The sequence below is a fragment of the Flavonifractor plautii ATCC 29863 genome (assembly GCF_000239295.1).
GTDB classification, from domain to species: Bacteria; Bacillota; Clostridia; order Oscillospirales; family Oscillospiraceae; genus Flavonifractor; species Flavonifractor plautii.
This window is the reverse complement of the sequence record NZ_JH417803.1, coordinates 1-18,825: the sequence shown is the minus strand read 5'-3', so window position 1 is coordinate 18,825 and position 18,825 is coordinate 1. Positions and strand designations below refer to the sequence as shown.

Annotated in this window: 14 protein-coding genes and 1 riboswitch; of the genes, 6 read left to right on the top strand and 8 right to left on the bottom strand. The window is 56.7% G+C overall.

Translation table 11 applies throughout. The features are described 5' to 3' along the window. Positions 1-2 precede the first annotated feature (2 nt). The 7 genes from HMPREF0372_RS11645 to HMPREF0372_RS20705 form a co-directional block, all read right to left on the bottom strand. The gene (locus HMPREF0372_RS11645; RefSeq protein WP_007492582.1) at positions 3-1,550 is read right to left on the bottom strand and encodes a recombinase family protein; all 1,548 of its coding nucleotides are present in this window, start codon (positions 1,548-1,550) and stop codon (positions 3-5) included. Between the two features lie 69 nt (positions 1,551-1,619). Beyond that, positions 1,620-1,766: an SHOCT domain-containing protein gene (locus tag HMPREF0372_RS20125; RefSeq protein ID WP_007492580.1), complete on the bottom strand. Its 147-nt coding sequence runs from the start codon at positions 1,764-1,766 to the stop codon at positions 1,620-1,622. After that, positions 1,766-3,694: an ATP-dependent DNA helicase gene (locus HMPREF0372_RS11640; protein WP_007492578.1), complete on the bottom strand. Its 1,929-nt coding sequence runs from the start codon at positions 3,692-3,694 to the stop codon at positions 1,766-1,768. Before HMPREF0372_RS11640 ends, HMPREF0372_RS20125 begins: the two co-directional genes overlap by 1 nt. Before the next feature lie 385 nt (positions 3,695-4,079). Then, positions 4,080-4,397, bottom strand: a complete 318-nt coding sequence (locus tag HMPREF0372_RS11635; RefSeq protein ID WP_414016160.1) for a DeoR family transcriptional regulator — start codon at positions 4,395-4,397, stop codon at positions 4,080-4,082. Positions 4,398-4,700: 303 nt separating this feature from the next. Next, on the bottom strand, positions 4,701-5,294 hold the full coding sequence (locus tag HMPREF0372_RS11630; RefSeq protein WP_007492572.1) for a hypothetical protein: 594 nt from the start codon (positions 5,292-5,294) through the stop codon (positions 4,701-4,703). Positions 5,295-5,494: 200 nt separating this feature from the next. Beyond that, positions 5,495-5,854 (bottom strand): hypothetical protein, encoded by a 360-nt coding sequence (locus tag HMPREF0372_RS19785; protein ID WP_007492570.1) that lies wholly within the window; start codon positions 5,852-5,854, stop codon positions 5,495-5,497. Positions 5,855-5,909: 55 nt separating this feature from the next. Continuing rightward, positions 5,910-7,796 carry an XRE family transcriptional regulator gene (locus HMPREF0372_RS20705; protein ID WP_230979288.1) on the bottom strand — a complete coding sequence of 629 codons (1,887 nt, stop codon included), beginning with the start codon at positions 7,794-7,796 and terminating at the stop codon, positions 5,910-5,912. A 311-nt stretch (positions 7,797-8,107) separates the two neighbouring features. Here HMPREF0372_RS20705 and HMPREF0372_RS19780 point away from each other — a divergent pair, with 311 nt between their 5' ends. After that, a complete protein-coding gene (locus HMPREF0372_RS19780) occupies positions 8,108-8,284 on the top strand; it encodes a hypothetical protein (protein WP_155117019.1) in 177 nt (58 codons plus the stop codon). Positions 8,285-8,560: 276 nt separating this feature from the next. Here the strand turns inward: HMPREF0372_RS19780 and HMPREF0372_RS19255 are convergent, their stop codons facing one another. Further along, on the bottom strand, positions 8,561-8,848 hold the full coding sequence (locus HMPREF0372_RS19255) for a transposase (protein ID WP_163390334.1): 288 nt from the start codon (positions 8,846-8,848) through the stop codon (positions 8,561-8,563). Positions 8,849-9,532: 684 nt separating this feature from the next. Continuing rightward, positions 9,533-9,722, top strand: a riboswitch (cobalamin riboswitch). Positions 9,723-9,875: 153 nt separating this feature from the next. Here HMPREF0372_RS19255 and HMPREF0372_RS11610 point away from each other — a divergent pair. From HMPREF0372_RS11610 to HMPREF0372_RS11590, 5 genes are read left to right on the top strand one after another with little or no spacing between them, the layout of a single operon-like run. Further along, positions 9,876-10,883 carry an ATP-binding protein gene (locus HMPREF0372_RS11610; RefSeq protein ID WP_007492564.1) on the top strand — a complete coding sequence of 336 codons (1,008 nt, stop codon included), beginning with the start codon at positions 9,876-9,878 and terminating at the stop codon, positions 10,881-10,883. Next, a complete protein-coding gene (locus tag HMPREF0372_RS11605; RefSeq protein WP_007492563.1) occupies positions 10,876-12,735 on the top strand; it encodes a VWA domain-containing protein in 1,860 nt (619 codons plus the stop codon). The genes HMPREF0372_RS11610 and HMPREF0372_RS11605 overlap by 8 nt, the downstream gene beginning before the upstream one ends. 10 nt (positions 12,736-12,745) lie before the next feature. After that, the gene (gene cobN / locus HMPREF0372_RS11600; RefSeq protein ID WP_007492562.1) at positions 12,746-16,492 is read left to right on the top strand and encodes a cobaltochelatase subunit CobN; all 3,747 of its coding nucleotides are present in this window, start codon (positions 12,746-12,748) and stop codon (positions 16,490-16,492) included. Then, a complete protein-coding gene (locus HMPREF0372_RS11595) occupies positions 16,489-17,583 on the top strand; it encodes a radical SAM/SPASM domain-containing protein (RefSeq protein ID WP_007492561.1) in 1,095 nt (364 codons plus the stop codon). The genes cobN and HMPREF0372_RS11595 overlap by 4 nt, the downstream gene beginning before the upstream one ends. Further along, positions 17,580-18,764 (top strand): ABC transporter substrate-binding protein, encoded by a 1,185-nt coding sequence (locus HMPREF0372_RS11590; protein WP_007492560.1) that lies wholly within the window; start codon positions 17,580-17,582, stop codon positions 18,762-18,764. Before HMPREF0372_RS11595 ends, HMPREF0372_RS11590 begins: the two co-directional genes overlap by 4 nt. Positions 18,765-18,825: the final 61 nt, after the last annotated feature.

Sequence of the window (18,825 nt, the reverse complement as noted above, 5' to 3'; positions counted from 1 at the left end):
GCCTACGCCTCCAGCGTCTCTTGGAATTCAAATCCGCCATATAGTTGAAAGCGGATGGTGCTCTGGGTATCTACAACGATTCGTTCCACCAGCTTGGTGAACAGGGCTTCGTCAAAGCTGGACAGAGTCTCCGGACCATTTCGGATGGTATCGATCGTTAGGCGAAGTGCATCCACCTGTTCATCAATATCCTCATTGCAAAGCAGCTTTCGCCTCTCCCGGCGCAGTTCTGTCAGCTTGGCGTTGAGTTCCGCCTGCTTTGTGGATAAGGCAGTCTCGTCCAGGAGACCTGCCGTGTGCAGCTTGGTGAGATGGTAACTCTGCTCGGATGCCGCGGCGATGGCTGTGTTGACCGCCAGCATGGCCGGGTTGCCGCGATGTAGGGCATCTGACAAGGCCTCCATTTGCTTCAACACAGGTGCCAGCACGATGCCGTCATGGGTTCTCAGCTTGTGGTACATCCGAAGGAATGCCGTATGGATGCTGCCCTCCCTGATCCTTCCATTGGGACAGTCGGCAGCCTTTCTGTCATGCCTGCGGCATACCCAGGTAACATATCCAGCTTTCGAAATTCTCCGCAGGTATAGCGTCCCACACTGTCCACAGATGATCTTCCGAGCAAGCGGAGTCTGATCATGTGGAATCGACTGTCGCTCTGCCCGCCGTTTCAGCAGTTCCTGAACTTTTTGAAAGTCCTCATAGCTGATGATGGCAGGGTGGGTATGTTCTACATAATATTGGTCCGCTTCGCCATGGTTGTCTTTCCTGCGATATGGAAATGTGTTGGTTGTGTAGGTTTTCTGACAGAGGGCATCCCCAATGTATTTCTCGTTTGTTAAGATATTTCGAATGGTCTGCTGATGCCATTTTTGTCCACCATGAAGGGGGGCAGGCCCATTCTCACTTAACTCCCGGGCGATCCACTCGGAGCTATATCCTTTTAGATAGGCTGCAAAGATCCACTTTACGATCTCTGCCTGGTCCTCTACGATTGCGAGATTCTTACCATCAACGATTTGGTATCCAAATGGTGCAGAGCAGGTAATAAACTCCCCACGCTCCATGCGGCGCTGATAGCTCATACGTTGGTTTTTGGAGATGGAGATGGATTCCTCCTGGGCCAGAGAAGCGGAAACGCTCACCATCAGTTCTGAGGTGAGCGTTCCAGTGTCGATATTCTCTTTTTCAAATTTGACGGTCACACCCAGCGCGGAAAGTTCCCGCAGGGTGGCGAGACAGTCGCGGGTATTTCGGGCAAATCGGGAGATGGACTTGACCACGATCTTATCGATCTTGCCCTTCCGGCAGTCTGCCATCAGGCGGTTGAAGTCCTCACGCTTATCCATCCGGGTGCCGGTCAGACCCTCGTCTGCGTAGATGTCCACCAGATCCCAGCCATCGTGGGCGTTGATCGCCTGCGTATAGGCCCGGATCTGGGCAGCGTAGGAATGGAGCTGGTCCGCAGAGTCGGAGCTGACACGGCAATAGGCTGCTACCCGCAGGATGTCTGGTCTCGTTGCCTTGGGTGGGATCACTTGTACTTCAGCCATTTCTTATTCACCTCCTTCCATCTTTTTCGGCAACGAAACCATACCACACCCCTGCGGGAATAGCCAGCACTATTCCCAAACAGTTCCGGGCCGGTATCGCTCCACGGACAGCCGTTTGGCCCTGGCCAGTTCTTCTTTGGTCAGCAGGCCGTCAGCGGCCATCCGTTCCCACAGGCCCACCGATAACAGGTAACGCAGTTCGTTTCGGACCTCCATCACGCAGCCTCCTCAAAGTAGCTCTCATCCTTGACTCGCCGGATAAACCGTTCTACCGCATAGATACTACTTGTGATAGGCATTTCCGGCAGTGCGGATTGAACATCCCGGAAGTAACGGCTGCCCCTGGCGGCTCGTTCATCCAAAATGGCGATGGCACAGGTGTCAGTCTCCAAGCGGATGGCTCGTCCGAACCCTTGCTTAAGTCTGATCTGCATCTCCGGCACAGCCACGGCCCGGATGAACGTGCGGAGATCAGGATATGCCTCTCTCTTTTTTTCTTGCAAGGCGTCCGGATATTGGAACGGTAGTCGGGGGATGACCAGCAAAGAGACGCAGTCTCCGGGAAAGTCAAAGCCCTCCCAGGCAGCGCCGGTGGCAAACAGAACGCTTCCGGGTGCCGCCTTGAACTGGGCCATGGTGTGCGGGGCGTTCCGTCCCATGGTAAACAGTGGAAACGGAAGGGGCTGTTGCTTCAAACGATCCTTCACAGCGGACATGCCTGCATAAGAAGTAAACAGTACCAACGCATGGCCGTGGACTGCGATCAGCAGTGTGCGGATCTCCTCAGCCAGCTTGTCTAAGTAGTCCACTTCGTGCTGCCTGGGCGGCATAGCAGGAAAATACAGCAGGCAGTTTTTCCGGTAATCAAAGGGAGAGGGCGAAACAGATTCCTCCACCCGAAAGTTGCCGGTGAGGCCAGCCTCCTCTTTGAAACGACAAAAGTCCTTGCCTATGGCCAACGTTCCGGAAGTAAGGAGGACAGGCTGGGGCTGTGACCAGAGCGTTGCTTGGAGCTGAGCGGTCAGGTCGGAGATGGATGCGCACAGCAATGTGCCGCCATCGTCATCCGCCGCAGTGTAGAATACCAGGTCAGAGCGTTCCTCCAAAAACAGATGGACTGCGGAGGATATCCGATCCAATTCCTTTCTGGCGGTTGGCGTCAGTACCCCGCCGATCTGTCTCTGGATGGTAGCCAGGGTTCGGGCCGGTCCTATCATGTGTCGGACATAGTCCGAAAAAGGGCGGTCACCATCAGGAGGCAGAGACATGAGCTTCAGAAGCGCCGACGCCATATCAGCCAGGGATTCCGATGCCAGCAGATATCGTTCCGCCCGTAGGGTGCGGATCAGCGTGCGGATGTCTTTGGCTACCAGGGTAACGCCAAACATCTGTCGGGCAGTCTCAGGCAGCTTGTGTGCTTCATCAATGATCAAAGCGCCAACGTCCGGCAGGATGGGGCGGTGACCGCTGCCACGATGAATGGCGTCGGCCAATAACAGATTATGGTTACAGATCTGAAACAGATAGCGGTCAGAGTTGCAGGCTTCCATATAGCAGAGGTACCGGCAGCCATCCCTGCGGCAAACACACACGGTGGGGACACACACACGATTTCGGTCATACTGACTGAGATGGGGGGCTTGGTCTGTATCCAAATGATCCCGCAGGGAGAGGAGGGCCTGGACGGCCAGCGGATTTTTTCGCTCCAGGTCTACTTGCCGCAGGCGGCGCATTAGACGCTCATCACAGACATAGTGACTTTTTCCTTTTCGAATGACCGCCCGGATGGGGGTCTGGATCAGCTTGTCCTCCAGAAGAACAGAGGAGAGGAACGGGATGTATTCCTCCTTTACCGCCGTTTGCAGGGCGATGCTGGAGGTGGAAATGAGGATGGGCTGGAAAGGAATGTTCTCCCGGCTCAACGCACGAGAAAAAGAAACACCAGCCACCAGATAGGCGTAGGTCTTGCCGATTCCTGTTCCTGCGTCACTTAAAGCGATCTTGCTGTGGGTCATGGCATCCAGCATCTTGTGGCTCAACTCGATTTGGCTGGGCCGGGCCGTCATGCCATGGTTTGGGAAGAGGTCCTGAAAGATATGGTCGATCTCATGATGTGAGACCTGCCTGTTATGATAACTGATCATTTGTAAAATCTCCTTGAATAAGTGGGTTGTTTTTCTTTTTCATTTTCGTCGTATTTGCAGCTCGCCCCCCCGACGATGGGGAACAGTACGGATCGGCTTCCGGCAAGAAGCCGCACGGGCTTTTACCTGGAGTCTCTACTGCTTTCAACTCCAGGGCAGCGCCGCCTGTCTTATGCGCAGGCCAAGCGAGGTGTCTCATTATGTACCCAAACAGCGTCATTGCAAAAGCGCGTGCCATAGCGCCCCATGCAGGTGGCGTTCTCGCTCGGCCCAGGGCGTTGCCGTGGGTGTCATGGCGCGCGCTGTATGACGCTCGACTGTTTCGGTGGTGATCCGTACTGCTGGTATGAACTTTTCAAGGTGCCGTGGAGCGGTGGGCGCTCCTTCAGGAAGCGAAACGGGCCAGGATCTGGTTCATTTCATCCAGGTCCTCGCCATGCAGTCCAACTGCTAGTCGCTTGAGCAGGGCCGTCTGCTTGGGGGATAGTTTAGGCCGGTCCTGGAAGTACCAGTTGGCCATCCTGACCCCGCCTCCATATCGGCCCCGGACTGTCTCGAGGGGGTAGTTGAGTGTGAGCTCTTCAATGTCACGGCGGATGGTTCGTTCACAGACGCCGAGTTCCGCTGCCAGATTCTGAACGGTATCGCTCCGCCGCTGGCACAGCAGGTTGATGATCTGCTGCTGCCGGTCGTTGCTCCTCACACTCTCACCCCCTTTCACCTCCATGGCCGAATCATACAGGTTAAAGCGGACAGCTCATGTCCGGATTAAAAAACTTTTTAAAAAAATGAGTCCGGCCTTGGTGGACATAGAATAGCATCTCTGCTGAGTGAGCGTCGGACATGGCGTGTCCGTCACTCTATATTGGAAATAAAAAACCGGGGCGCATCCAAATGACAATTAAAGTCATTCAGATGCGCCCCAGCGCACATTTCTGAGTCAACTCTCATCTGGCGCTTCCAGGCTACCATGCGAGAGTTGTATTAGAAACGGAAAGATATTGCTTCAGTTTTTTTCCATGTCTTGTTTAGATAGCGCCCGATTTCCTAATTGAAGAAATTTATTTATAATATCCCATTTGTCATCTGCAATTGCGCTTTCTGTAAAACGCACCATGCGATCGTAATCTTCTGGAGAAACATACGGGGTGCAACAGCGCATTTTGGCCATATTCATCAGATCGTAATACATTTGTTCCTCAAAAGGATTGCTTAACTCCAAAATCTTCTTGGCCTTTTCCTGTATGCATTGATAGAGTGATTGATTTTCTATTGCTCGATTGATGTCATCCATCTGTTTTTGCGTTTCAGATTCTTTAGGAAATTCACTCTGAAAAATGAGAGTAGCCAAATACACACCTATTGGAGTCATTTGCTCATTATCTTCAATATAAGTGAATTCTTTGTCATGCATACGAAATGCAAGAAGGTTGATGAGTAATTCATCCAGCGATTTAGAGGAAAAAAGCCCTTTCTGATACAGTGCATCATGTATTGCGTCCAGCTCATGAGCATAAACCAGACGGGCAGCAATTTCCTTCGAATCTTGTCTGGACATCCAGTCGTTTAAGTTCACAAGCTGTTTTATAAATTCCATCATCAGTTTATATCGAATTACTGGTGAAACATGGTACATAGTACGTAAAAGGATGATGAGTTGCCGGTTGATTTACCGGGACAATTGAGCCTCTAATTCTGCATTGACATAGCTTGGGTTATTTAAGACGAGCTGCTTATCGCTGTCTGTAAGATACTCTCGTACATTTTTTGCTAATTGATTATTAAGGTCAGAACGGGTCTTTAATCTACGATCATTCTTGCGTCCGTCAAAATATTCAGAATTGATAAGACAACTAGTAGTCCCTGACATTCTGGCCGTATGCAATATGAACTTTTGGGGTTTTCCGGATTTTCTTTAAAATCATCTGGTCGCAACAGCCCATCGCTATGGTCACAAATAGTTTTGATATAGTTTTTAACCGATTTTGTGGTAAGATCAGTACCAAGCCATCGGGAGGTATGTCGAAGAAAAACTGTGAATTCTTCTATTATCATGTTCTCCATACCAAATTTTTTCTTAACTTCATTGTAAGCCGGTGAAGGTTTAGGTGGTAAATCTCGCTGGGGATTTTTGCGTTCAGATTTACGCACACCAGACATGTTGAAGCCTCCTATTTAGCAAACTGAGGTCTCCGGACACAGGGTGTCCAAAATTTTATTTTAGTTCAATATCAAACTCTGCAAGATAAGCCTGGGCATCCTCAACAGGTTCGTTATATTTTACATTTAGGACTTCCTGGTACCAGAGATGAGTGGATTTACTAGGTATCAGTTTAACCCCAAGTGAATCCAGCAGTTTGGAACTGATAATTGGGGGCAAGTTCAACCCCAGACAAATCAGGACAGCAGTCTCTAAGCTTGGAACGTTCTCTCCATTGACGATTCGTCTAATGGTGCGTTCATCTCTATTAATAGCAACGCCCAAGTCAAGATTGCTCATTCCTTTCCAGTTAAGGAGCAGTTTCATGCATTGAGAAGGGTCATCTGTCATTTTCATACGAATTTCTATTTCTTCCTGTTTTTCCTTTTGACGGTAAGCTTTTTGTTGCTCCTTGGTTTTGGCGCGAAAATCCTCATTATATGTAATGTTAAAGGTATAGGCCCCTTCTTCACGATTAAGATAACAAACCGTATGGTATTCCTTGCTAACATCCCCTTGAATCTCCATATCAAAGACCAAACAGCACTCGTCCATATGAGAACGGGCATATTTTGTCAGATGGAGGTGACCTTCGGAATCCTTCTTAATATACATCGGGGCCTTGAAAACATAGTGGTTTTCAAGAAAAAGGTAATCTCCATCCTGCGTCAGAGAATGGAGAGCGGGGTTAACGAGCCGTTGTATTGCTGCATCCCGACCGCTTATGGTAAATGTTTGGTTTCTGGAAATGGCTCCCTTGCTGTAACTGTGCGGTGGGACATAATGGCCATCGATAAAATTAAATGTACCAACAGCCGATTCAAAACCCATCTCTACCAAGCGAATTTTAGCAGCCTGCTTAGAGACCACAAACTCTACCGAAAGTTGTTGAATTACCGCCTCCATAACTTCAATTTCGTGGTGTGCACCGATCTCGCGCATAAATTTGGCAATATAGTCAGAAGCTTTTGCCTTAAAAGGGGCTGCAGGCATTTGGATTCGAGGAGCTAGTCGGTTAGCTTGCTGTTCCATTTTCTCTGTTGCCTGCTTGGACATATTTGCTCTTGCCCCTCCGACAACCTCACAGGTAATTCCATGTATTTTTTCATTATACAGCTTTTCCAGCATGAACACCTTGCGGTGCTTGATCCAATGGACGCATTCGTGGATAATGGTATTGTTGACAGATCCGAGATTACGGAACAGGTACATCCGGGGATCAACAACTATGGTTTTTGCTGGAACATGGATAACTACGTACTTGTCATGTTCGATATCGTACATTTCCGCATCTGCTTCCAAAAAGAAGAGCTGTCCAAAAATGGACCCTTCTTTATTGATACGATGCGTCAAAACCGAAAGTCCCAGACGATCAGCTAAAACATAAGGGTCGACATAAATAGGAGGTTCTCCAACTTTTGTAATTCGTAAGGCTTCTGGATAATATTCCTCAAGAAAGTCTGTAGCCGTTTTTTCATATTGTGCAGGGCGGATATCTGGAACCAGCGCGTCAGACATAGAATTGTCTGGTACATTGCGCTTAACATAAGGCGTAATTTCGCGGATTTCCCAGTCATCTAAGCCTTTGGAGAGGTCCCCTTCGCAGGAAAAGCGAAGCCATGGATAGCAGGTATCATCGCTGTCATTGTGGTGATCGGCAGACGACACGCAAACCTCTAACTCTAGGCCAATGTCAAATGCAATACAGTTGCCAGGTCGATCTGTAACATAAACCCGTTGTGCAGTTGCATCTATCAGTTCAGCATTTTTTATTTCAGCCACACGTCTTGTTTCAAGCCCCATTGTGCGCCAATGGTTATCGAGGTACTTTTTTGCGGCATTGTATAGTCCATTATAACACTTGTCACTGACATACTCGAAAATCGATCTTATAGCTGCCACTTAAAATCCCCCCTACATGTAAATGACTGATTCTGATAACATTTTATACCATCGGGGGTCTGATAACAAGAGCATTGGATGATATGTATCGTTCAACAAGTCATACATCACTTGTGCTGAAGAATAAGGAATTTTTAGGGGGAAATAGGCTCGGCCAGTGTCGATCACATGCCGAGCTATTCCATCTATTCAAATTCCTTGAAATAAGGGTTTTGTGCCAAAAGAGATTGAAGATGTTCTTTCAGAATCGATTCTCCAAACCGGTCACGTGCCTCCAGTAGTTCCTTTTGCAGGTCGCCTACATAGGAGCTTTGGAACAACTGCCGAACCAGACGAGCATCCTCTTTCAGTTGAGCCAAAAGCTTGGGCTGGGCCGTTTGATTCTGACAGAGTTCGTACAGATCATTACCCGACAGATGTTCGGCGACTTCTGGCTCCTGGAGATGGCACTCGGCGGTATCCAGAGCCTCCTAAAGCGTATCAAATAAGGCAGAGCTGTCCTTACCTAAGAAAAAACCTCTACCTGGCTCAAGCCGTTCACGGCCTGACAGAGCTAGTTGGCCCAGGATTTGTTGCCTCATATTAAGCTTGACTTTTTCAGTAATTGGATGGCGTTAACAGAATCATCGTGGTCATTTCCAACAGAGATAAGAAATGCTATCGGGTTTTCCTAGCAATCCGCGACAGCCAGGAACTTTGTATTCATCCTGCCTCGGGTACGGCAACCGCTTTATGTGCCGTTTTGTTCCCCGCCATTTGGCGAATCAGGTGTACATAGACTGCCAGGGGCCGTAGACCTCTGACAGTTCCCGCCACTGAACACCGCTGCGGGCAATCCAGAGTATCCTGTTTAGCCTTGTGCGATTATCATTTTGGGGCGGCCATGCTTTTCTGTTTATTCCGTCGGTAGCAACGGTTTGAGCCGTTCCTGTTGTTATTTTGTTATCTTCTTCCGTTGTGCAACTTTCATTTTTCAAACAACCTCCAGTCAGTAAGCCAAAGTTTTCCAACAATTTAGCCAAGGTTTCATCCTGATCCTCAATAAAAGACACTAGTATATCGTCCGGCATTCTGGCGGTAATGGTGACATTGAGTATCCGCTCTGCCCAGGCATGGGTATTCCTATCTGCGGGATTCCCAAGCTCTCTAGATAAGGATGCGAGATTTTCCGAGCCTCAATAGGCAGTGGCTGCGCTTCTACATTTGTCGTGTCTAACATAGCCACCATTGTTTTACCTTTTTATGTTTGCCATATTGGCGGCGAATACCACCAGTTCATGAAATAAGGGAAGCGGCTGTCTCGAGATCTCTAATGTGTTGAATACTCCCTCTTCCTACATACTAGAGAGCTTTTTACTAAATTTTCCATTGATCTGTATTACCATTTGGGCAAGAGAGACGGTTCCTATCTTTTCGTAGAGTGAAAACCCGGTGTTAAAATAAGAATAGCGCCATGGGTCTCCCGGTTTCAGCCGTTTTTCAGAAACTGTGGCTTGCCGGTTTGACTAATGTGTACGTTGTCCTTTTACCGTCGGTCCGGCATAGTCCAATCTATGGTCTTGCGGCAGTTGGTTGACAGAGTGGTCGGTTGGGATACTTTCACATCACATATTTATCATTGTATAGTAAAAAAGTAAACCTATATTGTGGATTCACTAGGATATTGCTGTAATTACAACTGATAATAGATTGACAATGAATAAACGTGAGAATATAATCAATTTATCAAAAGTAGAATAGTAAAGCGCACAGGTGTGTCATCTCCCTCGGGGGAAGACAGAAAAGGGAAGTCGGGTGAAAATCCCGCACAGGGCCGCTGCTGTAATTGCGGAGTCCCGCCAAACGTGTCACTGGTTACTTTACCGGGAAGGCTGGCGTGGATGAAGATGCATAAGTCAGAAGACCTGCCTGTTGCGTGCACGATTATGCTCTTCGGATCTCAGGAGTCAGTGTGCAACAGATGGAACGCCCCCTCGGCAAGCCGAGGGGGGAGTGTCTGCAGGTACAAAACGGGATTGGAGCATGCTCCAGTCCCGTTTTTTTATCTGCAATTTGATCAGGAAAGGTTGGTCATGTCCAATGGAGCGATATCAGTATCCCTTTACCGCCATTGTGGGTCAGGAGAAACTCAAGACCGCACTGCTCCTCAACCTGGTGGACCCGCACCTGGGCGGCGTGCTCATTCAGGGCGAGAAGGGAACGGCCAAGTCCACCGCGGTACGCGGACTGGAGGCCCTGATGGACGAAGTGGAAGTGGCGGAAGGATGTCCCTTTCACTGCCGGATGGACGGAGATACGCTGTGTGACGAATGCCGCAGCCATCCGGACCGGAAGGCGGTCCGTTACCGAAGGCGGGTGGTGGAGCTGCCGGTGAGCGCCACGGAGGACCGGGTCGTCGGAACGCTGGCTCTGGAGCGGGCGCTGAAAGAGGGCGTAAAGGCATTTGAGCCGGGCCTGCTGGCCCAGGCCAACGGAAATATTCTCTACGTGGACGAGATCAACCTGCTGGAAGACCACATTGTGGATGTGCTGCTGGACTCCGCCGCGATGGGGGTGAACACCGTGGAGCGGGAGGGCGTCTCCTACAGCCATCCGGCCCGCTTTGTGCTGGTCGGGACCATGAACCCGGAGGAGGGAGACCTCCGCCCGCAGCTCCTGGACCGGTTTGGCCTGATGGTGGAAGTGCACGGGGAACAGGAACTGGAGGCCCGCAAGGAGGTGGTGCGCCGCCGGCTGGCCTTTGAGGCAGATCCCGCCGCCTTCTGTGCTGCGTATGAGCCGGAGCAGGAGAAGCTGCGCCGGCAGATCGCAGAGGCGAGTGCCCGGCTGGCTCAGGTTCAGCTGCCGGAGGGCCTCTTTGACACCGTGGCCCGGGTCTGCACGGCGCTTCAGGTGGACGGCCATCGGGCGGACATCACGATGCTCAAGACGGCCCGGGCCCTGGCCGCGCTGGCGGGCCGCCCGGCGGCGGAGGAGGCGGATCTGCGGCAAGCGGCGGAGTTGGCGCTGCCCCACCGGCTGCGCCGCACCCCGTTTGAACAGGCCGGAAGTGCCCGGATCAACTGGGAGGAATTGTCCCATGGATAGACTTCTGTACCCGTTTTCCGCTGTGGTGGGCCAGGATAGGGTAAAGGAGGCCCTCCTCTGTCTGGCGGTGGAGCCGCGCATCGGCGGAGTGCTGCTGTGCGGCGAAAAGGGGACGGCCAAGTCCACCCTGGTGCGGGCCCTGGGCGGCCTGGCGGGCGTGCGGCTGATGGAACTGCCGGTCAGCACTTCGGAGGACATGCTGCTGGGCGGTGTGGATCTGGAGCTTGCCGTGCGCACCGGACGGCGGCAGTTTCAGCCCGGTCTGCTGGCCCGGGCGGACGGGGCGATCCTTTACGCCGATGAGGTCAACCTGCTGCCCGCCGCTCTGAGCAGTGCACTGCTGGACACGTTGGAGAGCGGAGTGTGCCGGGTGGAGCGGGAGGGCATCTCCTACACCTGTCCCGCTCGCTTTTCCCTGGTGGGGACAATGAATCCGGAGGAGGGAACACTCCGGCCCCAGCTCCTGGATCGCTTTGGACTTTACGTGGCGGTGGAAGGGGAAAGGGAGCCGGAGGCCCGGAAAGAGGTGGTGCGCCGCACCCTGGATTTTGAGGCAGACCCTGTGGGCTTTCGGAACCGATGGGCCAGACAGGAGGCGCGCCTCGCTGAGACGCTGGCTGCCGCACGCCGGATCCTGCCGCAGGTGGCAGTAGGAGCGGCGGAGGAACAGGAAATCTGCCTGCTGGCTCAGCAGGCCAATGCCGCCGGACACCGGGCGGAACTGGCCATCCTGCACACCGCCCGGGCGTTGGCGGCTCTCGCAGGGAGGACCTATCTGAACAGAGAGGATCTCCGCAGGGCGGCGGAGCTGGCGCTGCCCCACCGCGGAAGGGAGGGCGGAGAGCCGCCGCAGGAGCGGCAATCGCCTCCCCCCCGGGAGCAGCAGCCGGATCACACTCCGGAGTCCGGGGAGATGCCGACGGACGGTAGCTGTTCCGCGGCACCGCCGACTCCGGCGGAGGACACATCCCCCCGGCCGCCCGCCGGACAGGGGGAGTCACCGGATCGGCTGGAACGGGGGGAAGAGACCTACGAGGTGCGGGCCCTGCTGACTGGGCGAGCCGACCGCTTGGCCCGGAAAGGCAGCGGGCGGCGCAGCAAGACTCGGTCCGCCACCCGGCGGGGCCGGGCGGTGTGCGACCGCATCCCGCATGGAAAGGCGGAAGATCTGGCCATCGGCGCCACGCTGCGGGCTGCCGCGCCCCATCAGCTGGCCCGGGGCGGCGGCGCGTCAGGGCTGGTGATTCTGCCGTCCGATCTGCGGGAGAAAGTGCGGGAGAGCCGCGTGGGCGCGGATATCGTGTTTGCGGTGGATGCCAGCGGCTCTATGGGGGCGGCAAGGCGGATGAAGGAGGTCAAAGAGGCAGTGCTCTCGCTGCTGATGGACTCCTACCAGCGGCGTGACCGGGTGGGGCTGGTGGCCTTCCGGGGCGGAGAGGCAGATTGCCTTTTGGAGCTCACCCGGAGTGTGGAGCTGGCCCAGCGGGAACTGCAGTCCCTTCCCACCGGCGGGCGCACCCCGTTGGCGGCAGGGCTGCAGGAGGCGTGCCGCGTTTTGGAGTGTCAGCGGCGCCGGGTGAAAGAGTCTTTGCCCCTGCTGGTGCTCATTACAGACGGGCGGGCCAACTTCAGCCAGGGCGGAGATCCGGTGGAGGAGGCCTTGCTGGCGGCAAGGCGGGTGGCGGAGGCCAGAATTCCGGCCGTGGTCATTGACACCGAGCGTCAGTTCATCTCGTTGGGGCTGGCGGCCCGGCTGGCACAGGTGATGGGGGCTCCCTGCTACCGGGTGGAAGAGCTGCGGGCCAGGTCCCTCGCGCAGCTGGTACGCGGGCACAGTCCGGTGGTAATCTGAGGAGGTATCCATGGTAAAACTTTTGTTTGTGCTCATGAATGAATACCGGCTCTGGGCCATGCCCCAGGCGCTGGCCACCCTGGAAGAGCGGTACCCCGGCGCATCGGAGGGGCAGGTCTACTCCATCCGGGAGGTCAATGCCTCCGCAGAACTGGAACAGAGGTTGCTGGATGCCGCCGGCCAGGCGGATATGGCCTTTTTGGCCTCTCACGGCTCGATCCAGAATCTTCACTGCTTTCCCCGGCTGTGGAAGGCGCTGGCTGGACGTCCGGTTTACTTCACCTCCACCATGGGGGATGAGCTGGCGGAACTCCTTCCGGAGTCAGAGCTGGAGCCGCCGGTCTACGCCGCTCTGGACGCCTACTATCAGGCGGGGAGCCAGGCGGATCTGGAAAGGCTGGTGCTGTGTGCGCTCAATCACTGCTTTGGCGGGGACTACCCTCTTTCACCCCCCAGTCCGATCCGGGGGCAGGGGATCTATACGCTGGAGGGCCTTCTGCCGCTGGAGGCCGAGGGGGCCTTTCAGGCGCGGATGGCCGCGGAGTCCAGGCCGGTGATCGGCGTGCTGATCCACGATCACTACACCAAGACCGGGAATCTGGAACATGTGGATGCCCTGCTGAGGGCCATCCAGGCCCGGGGCTGTGTGCCCTACGCCCTGTCCGACTCCTTTGCGTCGGATCACACGGCGCAGCAGGGAATGCTGTACCGGATGGCACGGGCCTACCGGCGGGCAGACGGCAGTCCGATTCCGGCGGCTCTGGTAGTGTCGTACGGCTTCAGCCTGACGACCCTGTCGGGGCAGGAGGTCCGGGCGGGCCAGGTGCCGGCCAGCGTATTTGAGGATTGGGGCCTTCCGGTCATCCAGGCGCTTACGACTTATTTCAACGCCGAGGAGTATCACAGGGACATCCGCGGACTGGATCTGGTCTCCCTGCCCATCTGCGTGTACCAGCCGGAGTTCGACGGACAGCTTATCTCCGTGCCCTATGCGGTGACCGAGCGGGCGGCGGACGGGCGGAAGGTCTGCCGTCCGTTGCCTGACCGGGCGGCCCGGGTGGCCGAGCTGGCCTGCCGCTGGGCCCGGCTGGCCCGAAAACCCATGGAAGAGAAGAGGCTGGCGATCATCTTTCACAATATGCCGCCCCGCAACGATACCATCGGTAGTGCCCACGGTCTGGACACGCCGGAGACGGTGTTCCGGATGGTGCGGGCGCTGGAGGAGCAGGGACTGCGGACTGCGTGCCCGTTTGCCAGCGGTGCGGAGATCATCGAACGCATCCGGGCTGCGGTAACCAATGACGGGCGCTGGCTTTCGCCGGAGGCCGCCCTGGAGCGGGCGGCAGCCACGGTGCCAGCAGCCCAGTATCAGGCGTGGTTTAGCCGGCTTCCCACTGAGACCCGTGCACAGATGGAGAAGAGCTGGGGGCCGGCGCCCGGCACTATCATGGTGTCTGGCGGGCAGATCGTCATTCCTGGCATCTGTAACGGAAATCTGTTTGTGGGGGTGCAGCCGCTGCGCGCTTCGCCCGAACAGGCCGAGGCCCTTTACCACAGCACCGACAGCACGCCGCCCCACTCCTACCTGGCATTTTACCGGTGGGTGGACGAGGTGTTCGGGGCGGACGTGGTGATCCATGTGGGAACCCACGGCACTCTGGAGTGGCTGCCGGGCAAGGAGATTGGCCTGTCTGCCGGCTGTTTCGGGGATATCTGCATCGGCGGAGTGCCTCACCTGTATCTCTACAACATCAGCATCCTAGGCGAGGGAATGCAGGCCAAGCGGCGCTCCTACGCCTGCATCCTTGACCACCTGATCCCCTCCATGGACGATGCGGACACCTATGGAGGCCTGACAGATCTAGATGAGGCGATCGACGGCTATTACCACGCCAGACAGGCCCGGCCGGCGCAGGTGCCCGCACTGTTGGAGCAGATCTTCCGTCTGGCGGAAGATCTGCATCTCACCGAAGATCTGAAGTTGGACCGCAAAGCCCTGGAGGCCGACTCGGAAGAGGGCGTGAACCGCATCCACCGCTGGGTGAGCCGAATCAAGACCTCCCTTGTGCGGGACGGGCTGCACATCTACGGCCAGGTTCCGGAAGAGGAGCGGCTTGACAATCTGGCAAGGGCCCTGGTCCGCGTGCCCAACGGCACAGTGCCTGCCCTGGAGGACAGCATTCTGCTGGCCCAGGGCTGGGACCCGGAGGAGCTGCGGGCTGCGCCGGAGCGGGGCTATCCGGATGGCCGAACCGGCTTGCGCATCCGGGACGGGGCCACGGAAACGGCCCGCCGGATCTTTGCGCGCCTGGCGGAGGAGGAATACCGGCCGGAGGGGGCGGAGAGAATTGTGGCGGATGAGCATTTTCCGGGAGACACCGGACCGCTAAGCCGGGTGCTGGAATTTGTGTGCCGTCAGGTGGTGCCTCGTCTCCTCCGCACCACGGAGGAGACAGACCTGCTGCTGGCCGGTGTGGAGGGGCGCTTTATTCCGCCCCTGCCCGGGGGAAGTCCTTCCCGCGGAAATGTACATATCCTGCCGACCGGGCGGAATTTTTACGCCATTGACCCTGCCGCGGTGCCCAGCCGGGCGGCCTGGGCGGTGGGCAGGACGCTGGCGGAGCAGGCGGTGGAGGCCTATCGCGCGCAGAAGGGGCAGCCCTGGCCGGAGAGCGTGGCCGTTGTGGTCTACTCCGACGAGTGCATGAAAACCCACGGAGAGGACATCGCGGAGGTGTTCGCCCTGATGGGAGTGCGGCCCTGCTATCTGGGGCACACGGACAAGGTGGTGGGGGTGGAGCCCATCCCGCTGGCGGAGCTGGGGCGGCCCCGCATCGACGCGGTGCTGCGCATCAGCGGACTGTTCCGCGACACGTTCCCCAATGTGGTGGAGCTGGTGGAGCGGGCGGTGCTCACTGTGGCGGGTCTGGATGAGGACCCGGAACAGAATTTTGTGAAGAAGCACACGGATCAGGAACGGGAGCGACTGATATCCCAGGGACTGAGCGAAAATGAGGCGGCTGAGCAGTCCTCCCTGCGGGTGTTCGGCTGTCCGCCCGGCAGCTACGGAGCCGGGGTGAGCAAGGCCATCCACAGCCGGAACTGGAAGGACTGGACCGACCTGAGCAAGGTCTACACCCTCTGGAGTTCCCACGGGTACAGCAGCCGCTTCCACGGCCAGGCCATGCCGGAGCTGTTCCGCAGCCGGCTGTCGTCGGTGGGGGTAACCATCAAGAATGAGTCCTCTCTGGAGATCGACATGCTGGACAGCGATGACTTTTACAGCTATCATGGCGGCCTCATCGCCTGTGTCAGGGACTGCAGCGGAGAAAAGCCCGTCTCCCTCTCAGGGCTCACCGCCGATCCGGCCCGTCCGGAAACCACAGATGTGGAGACGGAGCTGGCCCGGGTCATGCGCAGCCGGATTCTGAACCCCAAATGGCTGGAGGGACTTAAACGGCACGGATATAAGGGCGCCCAGGAGCTGTCCACCACCTTTGACACCTTCTTTGGATGGGATGCCGCAGCGGAAGTGTCCTCCAACTGGATGTATGACGCCATGGCACGGCAATTTCTGCTGGATGACGAGACGCGGCAGTGGATGGAGCAGGTCAATGACGCGGCAGTGCTTCAGATGAGTGAACGCTTTCTGGAGGCCCATCAGCGCGGCATGTGGCAGGCAGAGGAAGAGGATCTGCGGGCCATCCAGCGCATCTACATGGACATGGAGGGCGTCATGGAGGACGGCTACCAATGAAAGCGGGACTGGACACCCTGGTTCTGCGCCTTACCAACCGGTGCAACCTGACCTGTGCCTACTGTTATGCCGAGGGGTGCGCAGCGGGTGAGGATCTGCCGCAGGATCTGGCCGCGGAGGCTGTGGCCCGGGCCTGTCCGCCGGGGGGACGGCTGCACGTCCAATTCACCGGCGGAGAACCGCTGCTGCGCTGGGATACGGCGCGGCGGGTGCTGGATTTCGGACAGGCCACCGGCCGGAAGCTGTACGCCTCCCTGCAGACCAACGGAACCCTGCTCACCCCGAAGCTCTGCCGGGAGATCAGGGCGAGGGGGGTCGCAGTGGGGGTGAGCCTGGACGGCGTTGCCGGGGAGAACGCTGCGCGGTTCTTTCCGGGCGGCGCCCCCTCGTTTCCCGCTGTGGTCCGGGGGCTGCAGATGCTGGCGGAGGCCGGTATGACTGTCAATCTGACCGCCGTGGTGACCGCGGTCAATGCGAAACACCTGGACCGCCTGCTGGACTTCGGACTCTGGTGCGGCAATGTCTACGGTGTGGGCCTGGACCTGATTCGGCCGCAGGGGAGGGGAACGTCGTCAAGACTGTCCCCCTCGCCGCAGGCGCTGGAAGAGGGGTTGAACCGTCTGCTGGCCCGGCATGACGAGCTGGCCGCCCTGGGGCATCCCGTCAGGCTCAAGGAGCTGGAACGCCTGCGCCTGCTGCTGCGCACCGGCCGGAAACGGACCTGTTACTGCAACGCGCAGACGGGGCGTTCCCTGGCTGTGACACCGGACGGCCGCCTGTGGCCCTGTTCCGCCCTGGCCGGCGCGGAGCGCTGCCTTCTGGGACAGGTGGGCATGGAAGGGGACTTTCCGGAGCAGCCCTGCCCGGGACTGGAGCTTGCGGACCGCTGCGTGCGCTGCCCGGCGGCCGGCCTCTGCGGCGGAGGGTGTCCGGCCTCCCGGGTGAATGTTTTCTCTCCGCTGGACTGTCAGATGCATCGGAGGATGCTGGAACACGCCTGCCGGCTGGAGGGGAAACTGGAGCTGTGGAATACGTGGAAAAGCACGTTTCCAGATAGAGAAGAAGCAAATCATGAGGAGGAATTGCAATGAAAAAACATCTGCACAGAGTGATTGGCCTTTGCGCTGCCGTCGTGATGCTGCTTGCAGCGGCAGGCTGCAGTCAGCAGGCTGCGCCGGAGAGTTCCAGCACACCGCCCGTGGTCGAGACGGACGCGACAGACCCCAATGATCTGACTGTCGTACGCAGCATGGAGCTTGCGTATGCCAACAACTTTGCGGTAGACTACTGTGCTAACGGCTGCAAGATCATCACTGACGGTGCAGGGCAGAAATTCCTTTGGGTGCCGGAGGGGGGATCGGTGCCCCAGGACGTGGAAGGGATGACCGTGCTCCAGGCTCCGCTGACCAAGATCGGCTGCTTTTCCACCACGCACGCCACCCTGTTCCACGCCATCGGGGCCCTGGATAAGGTCAGCCTGGTGACCACGGACAAGGACAAGTGGTATATTGACCAGATTGCCCAGCAGATCGAGGACGGTACCACCACCTATGTGGGCAAGAATTCCGCCCCCGACTACGAGCTGATCAGCGCCGCCGCTCCTCAGGTCATCCTGATCTCTGCCAACACCATGCACGGGAGCGACGAGGTGTTAGCCAAGCTGGACGAGTTGGGAATCCCCTACATCGCCGACAGCCAGCACCTGGAAAATCACCCCCTCGGCCGCGTGGAGTGGGTCAAGCTGGTGGGCGCTCTGCTGGACATGGAGGACGAGGCGGACGCCTACTTCAACGAGGAGGTTGAGCGGGTGCAGGCCGTGGCCGATCAGGTGGCCCAGGAGACCGAGCATCCTTCCGTCATCCAGACCTATGTGTTCAAAGGCACCGTGTATGTGCGCAACGGCGGCGACTACGTCAACAAGATGCTGGAGCTGGCCGGCGGCGACTATCCCTTTGCCGATCTGGAGCCCGATCAGGGCGGCAACACCAAGATGACGGTGGAGGAATTTTACCAGGGTGCGGTGGATGCCGACGTGCTGATCTACGACAACACCAGCGACGTGAGCGTCTCCACCGTGGCCGACATCCTGGCCAACGGCGACTATCTTGCGGATATGAAGGCCATTCGGGAGGGGAATGTCTGGGGCATCCAGAAGAACTACTGGCAGTCTGCGGACGACGTGGCCACCATGATCGAGGACATCGCGACCATTCTCTACCACCCCGAGAATGCCGATCAGCTGCACTACTTCTACAAGCTGCCCACCGAATGAGAAAACGCAGGACCCGACCCGAACGGTCGGGCCCTGCCGGGAGGCGCCCGCCCCGGCGGGC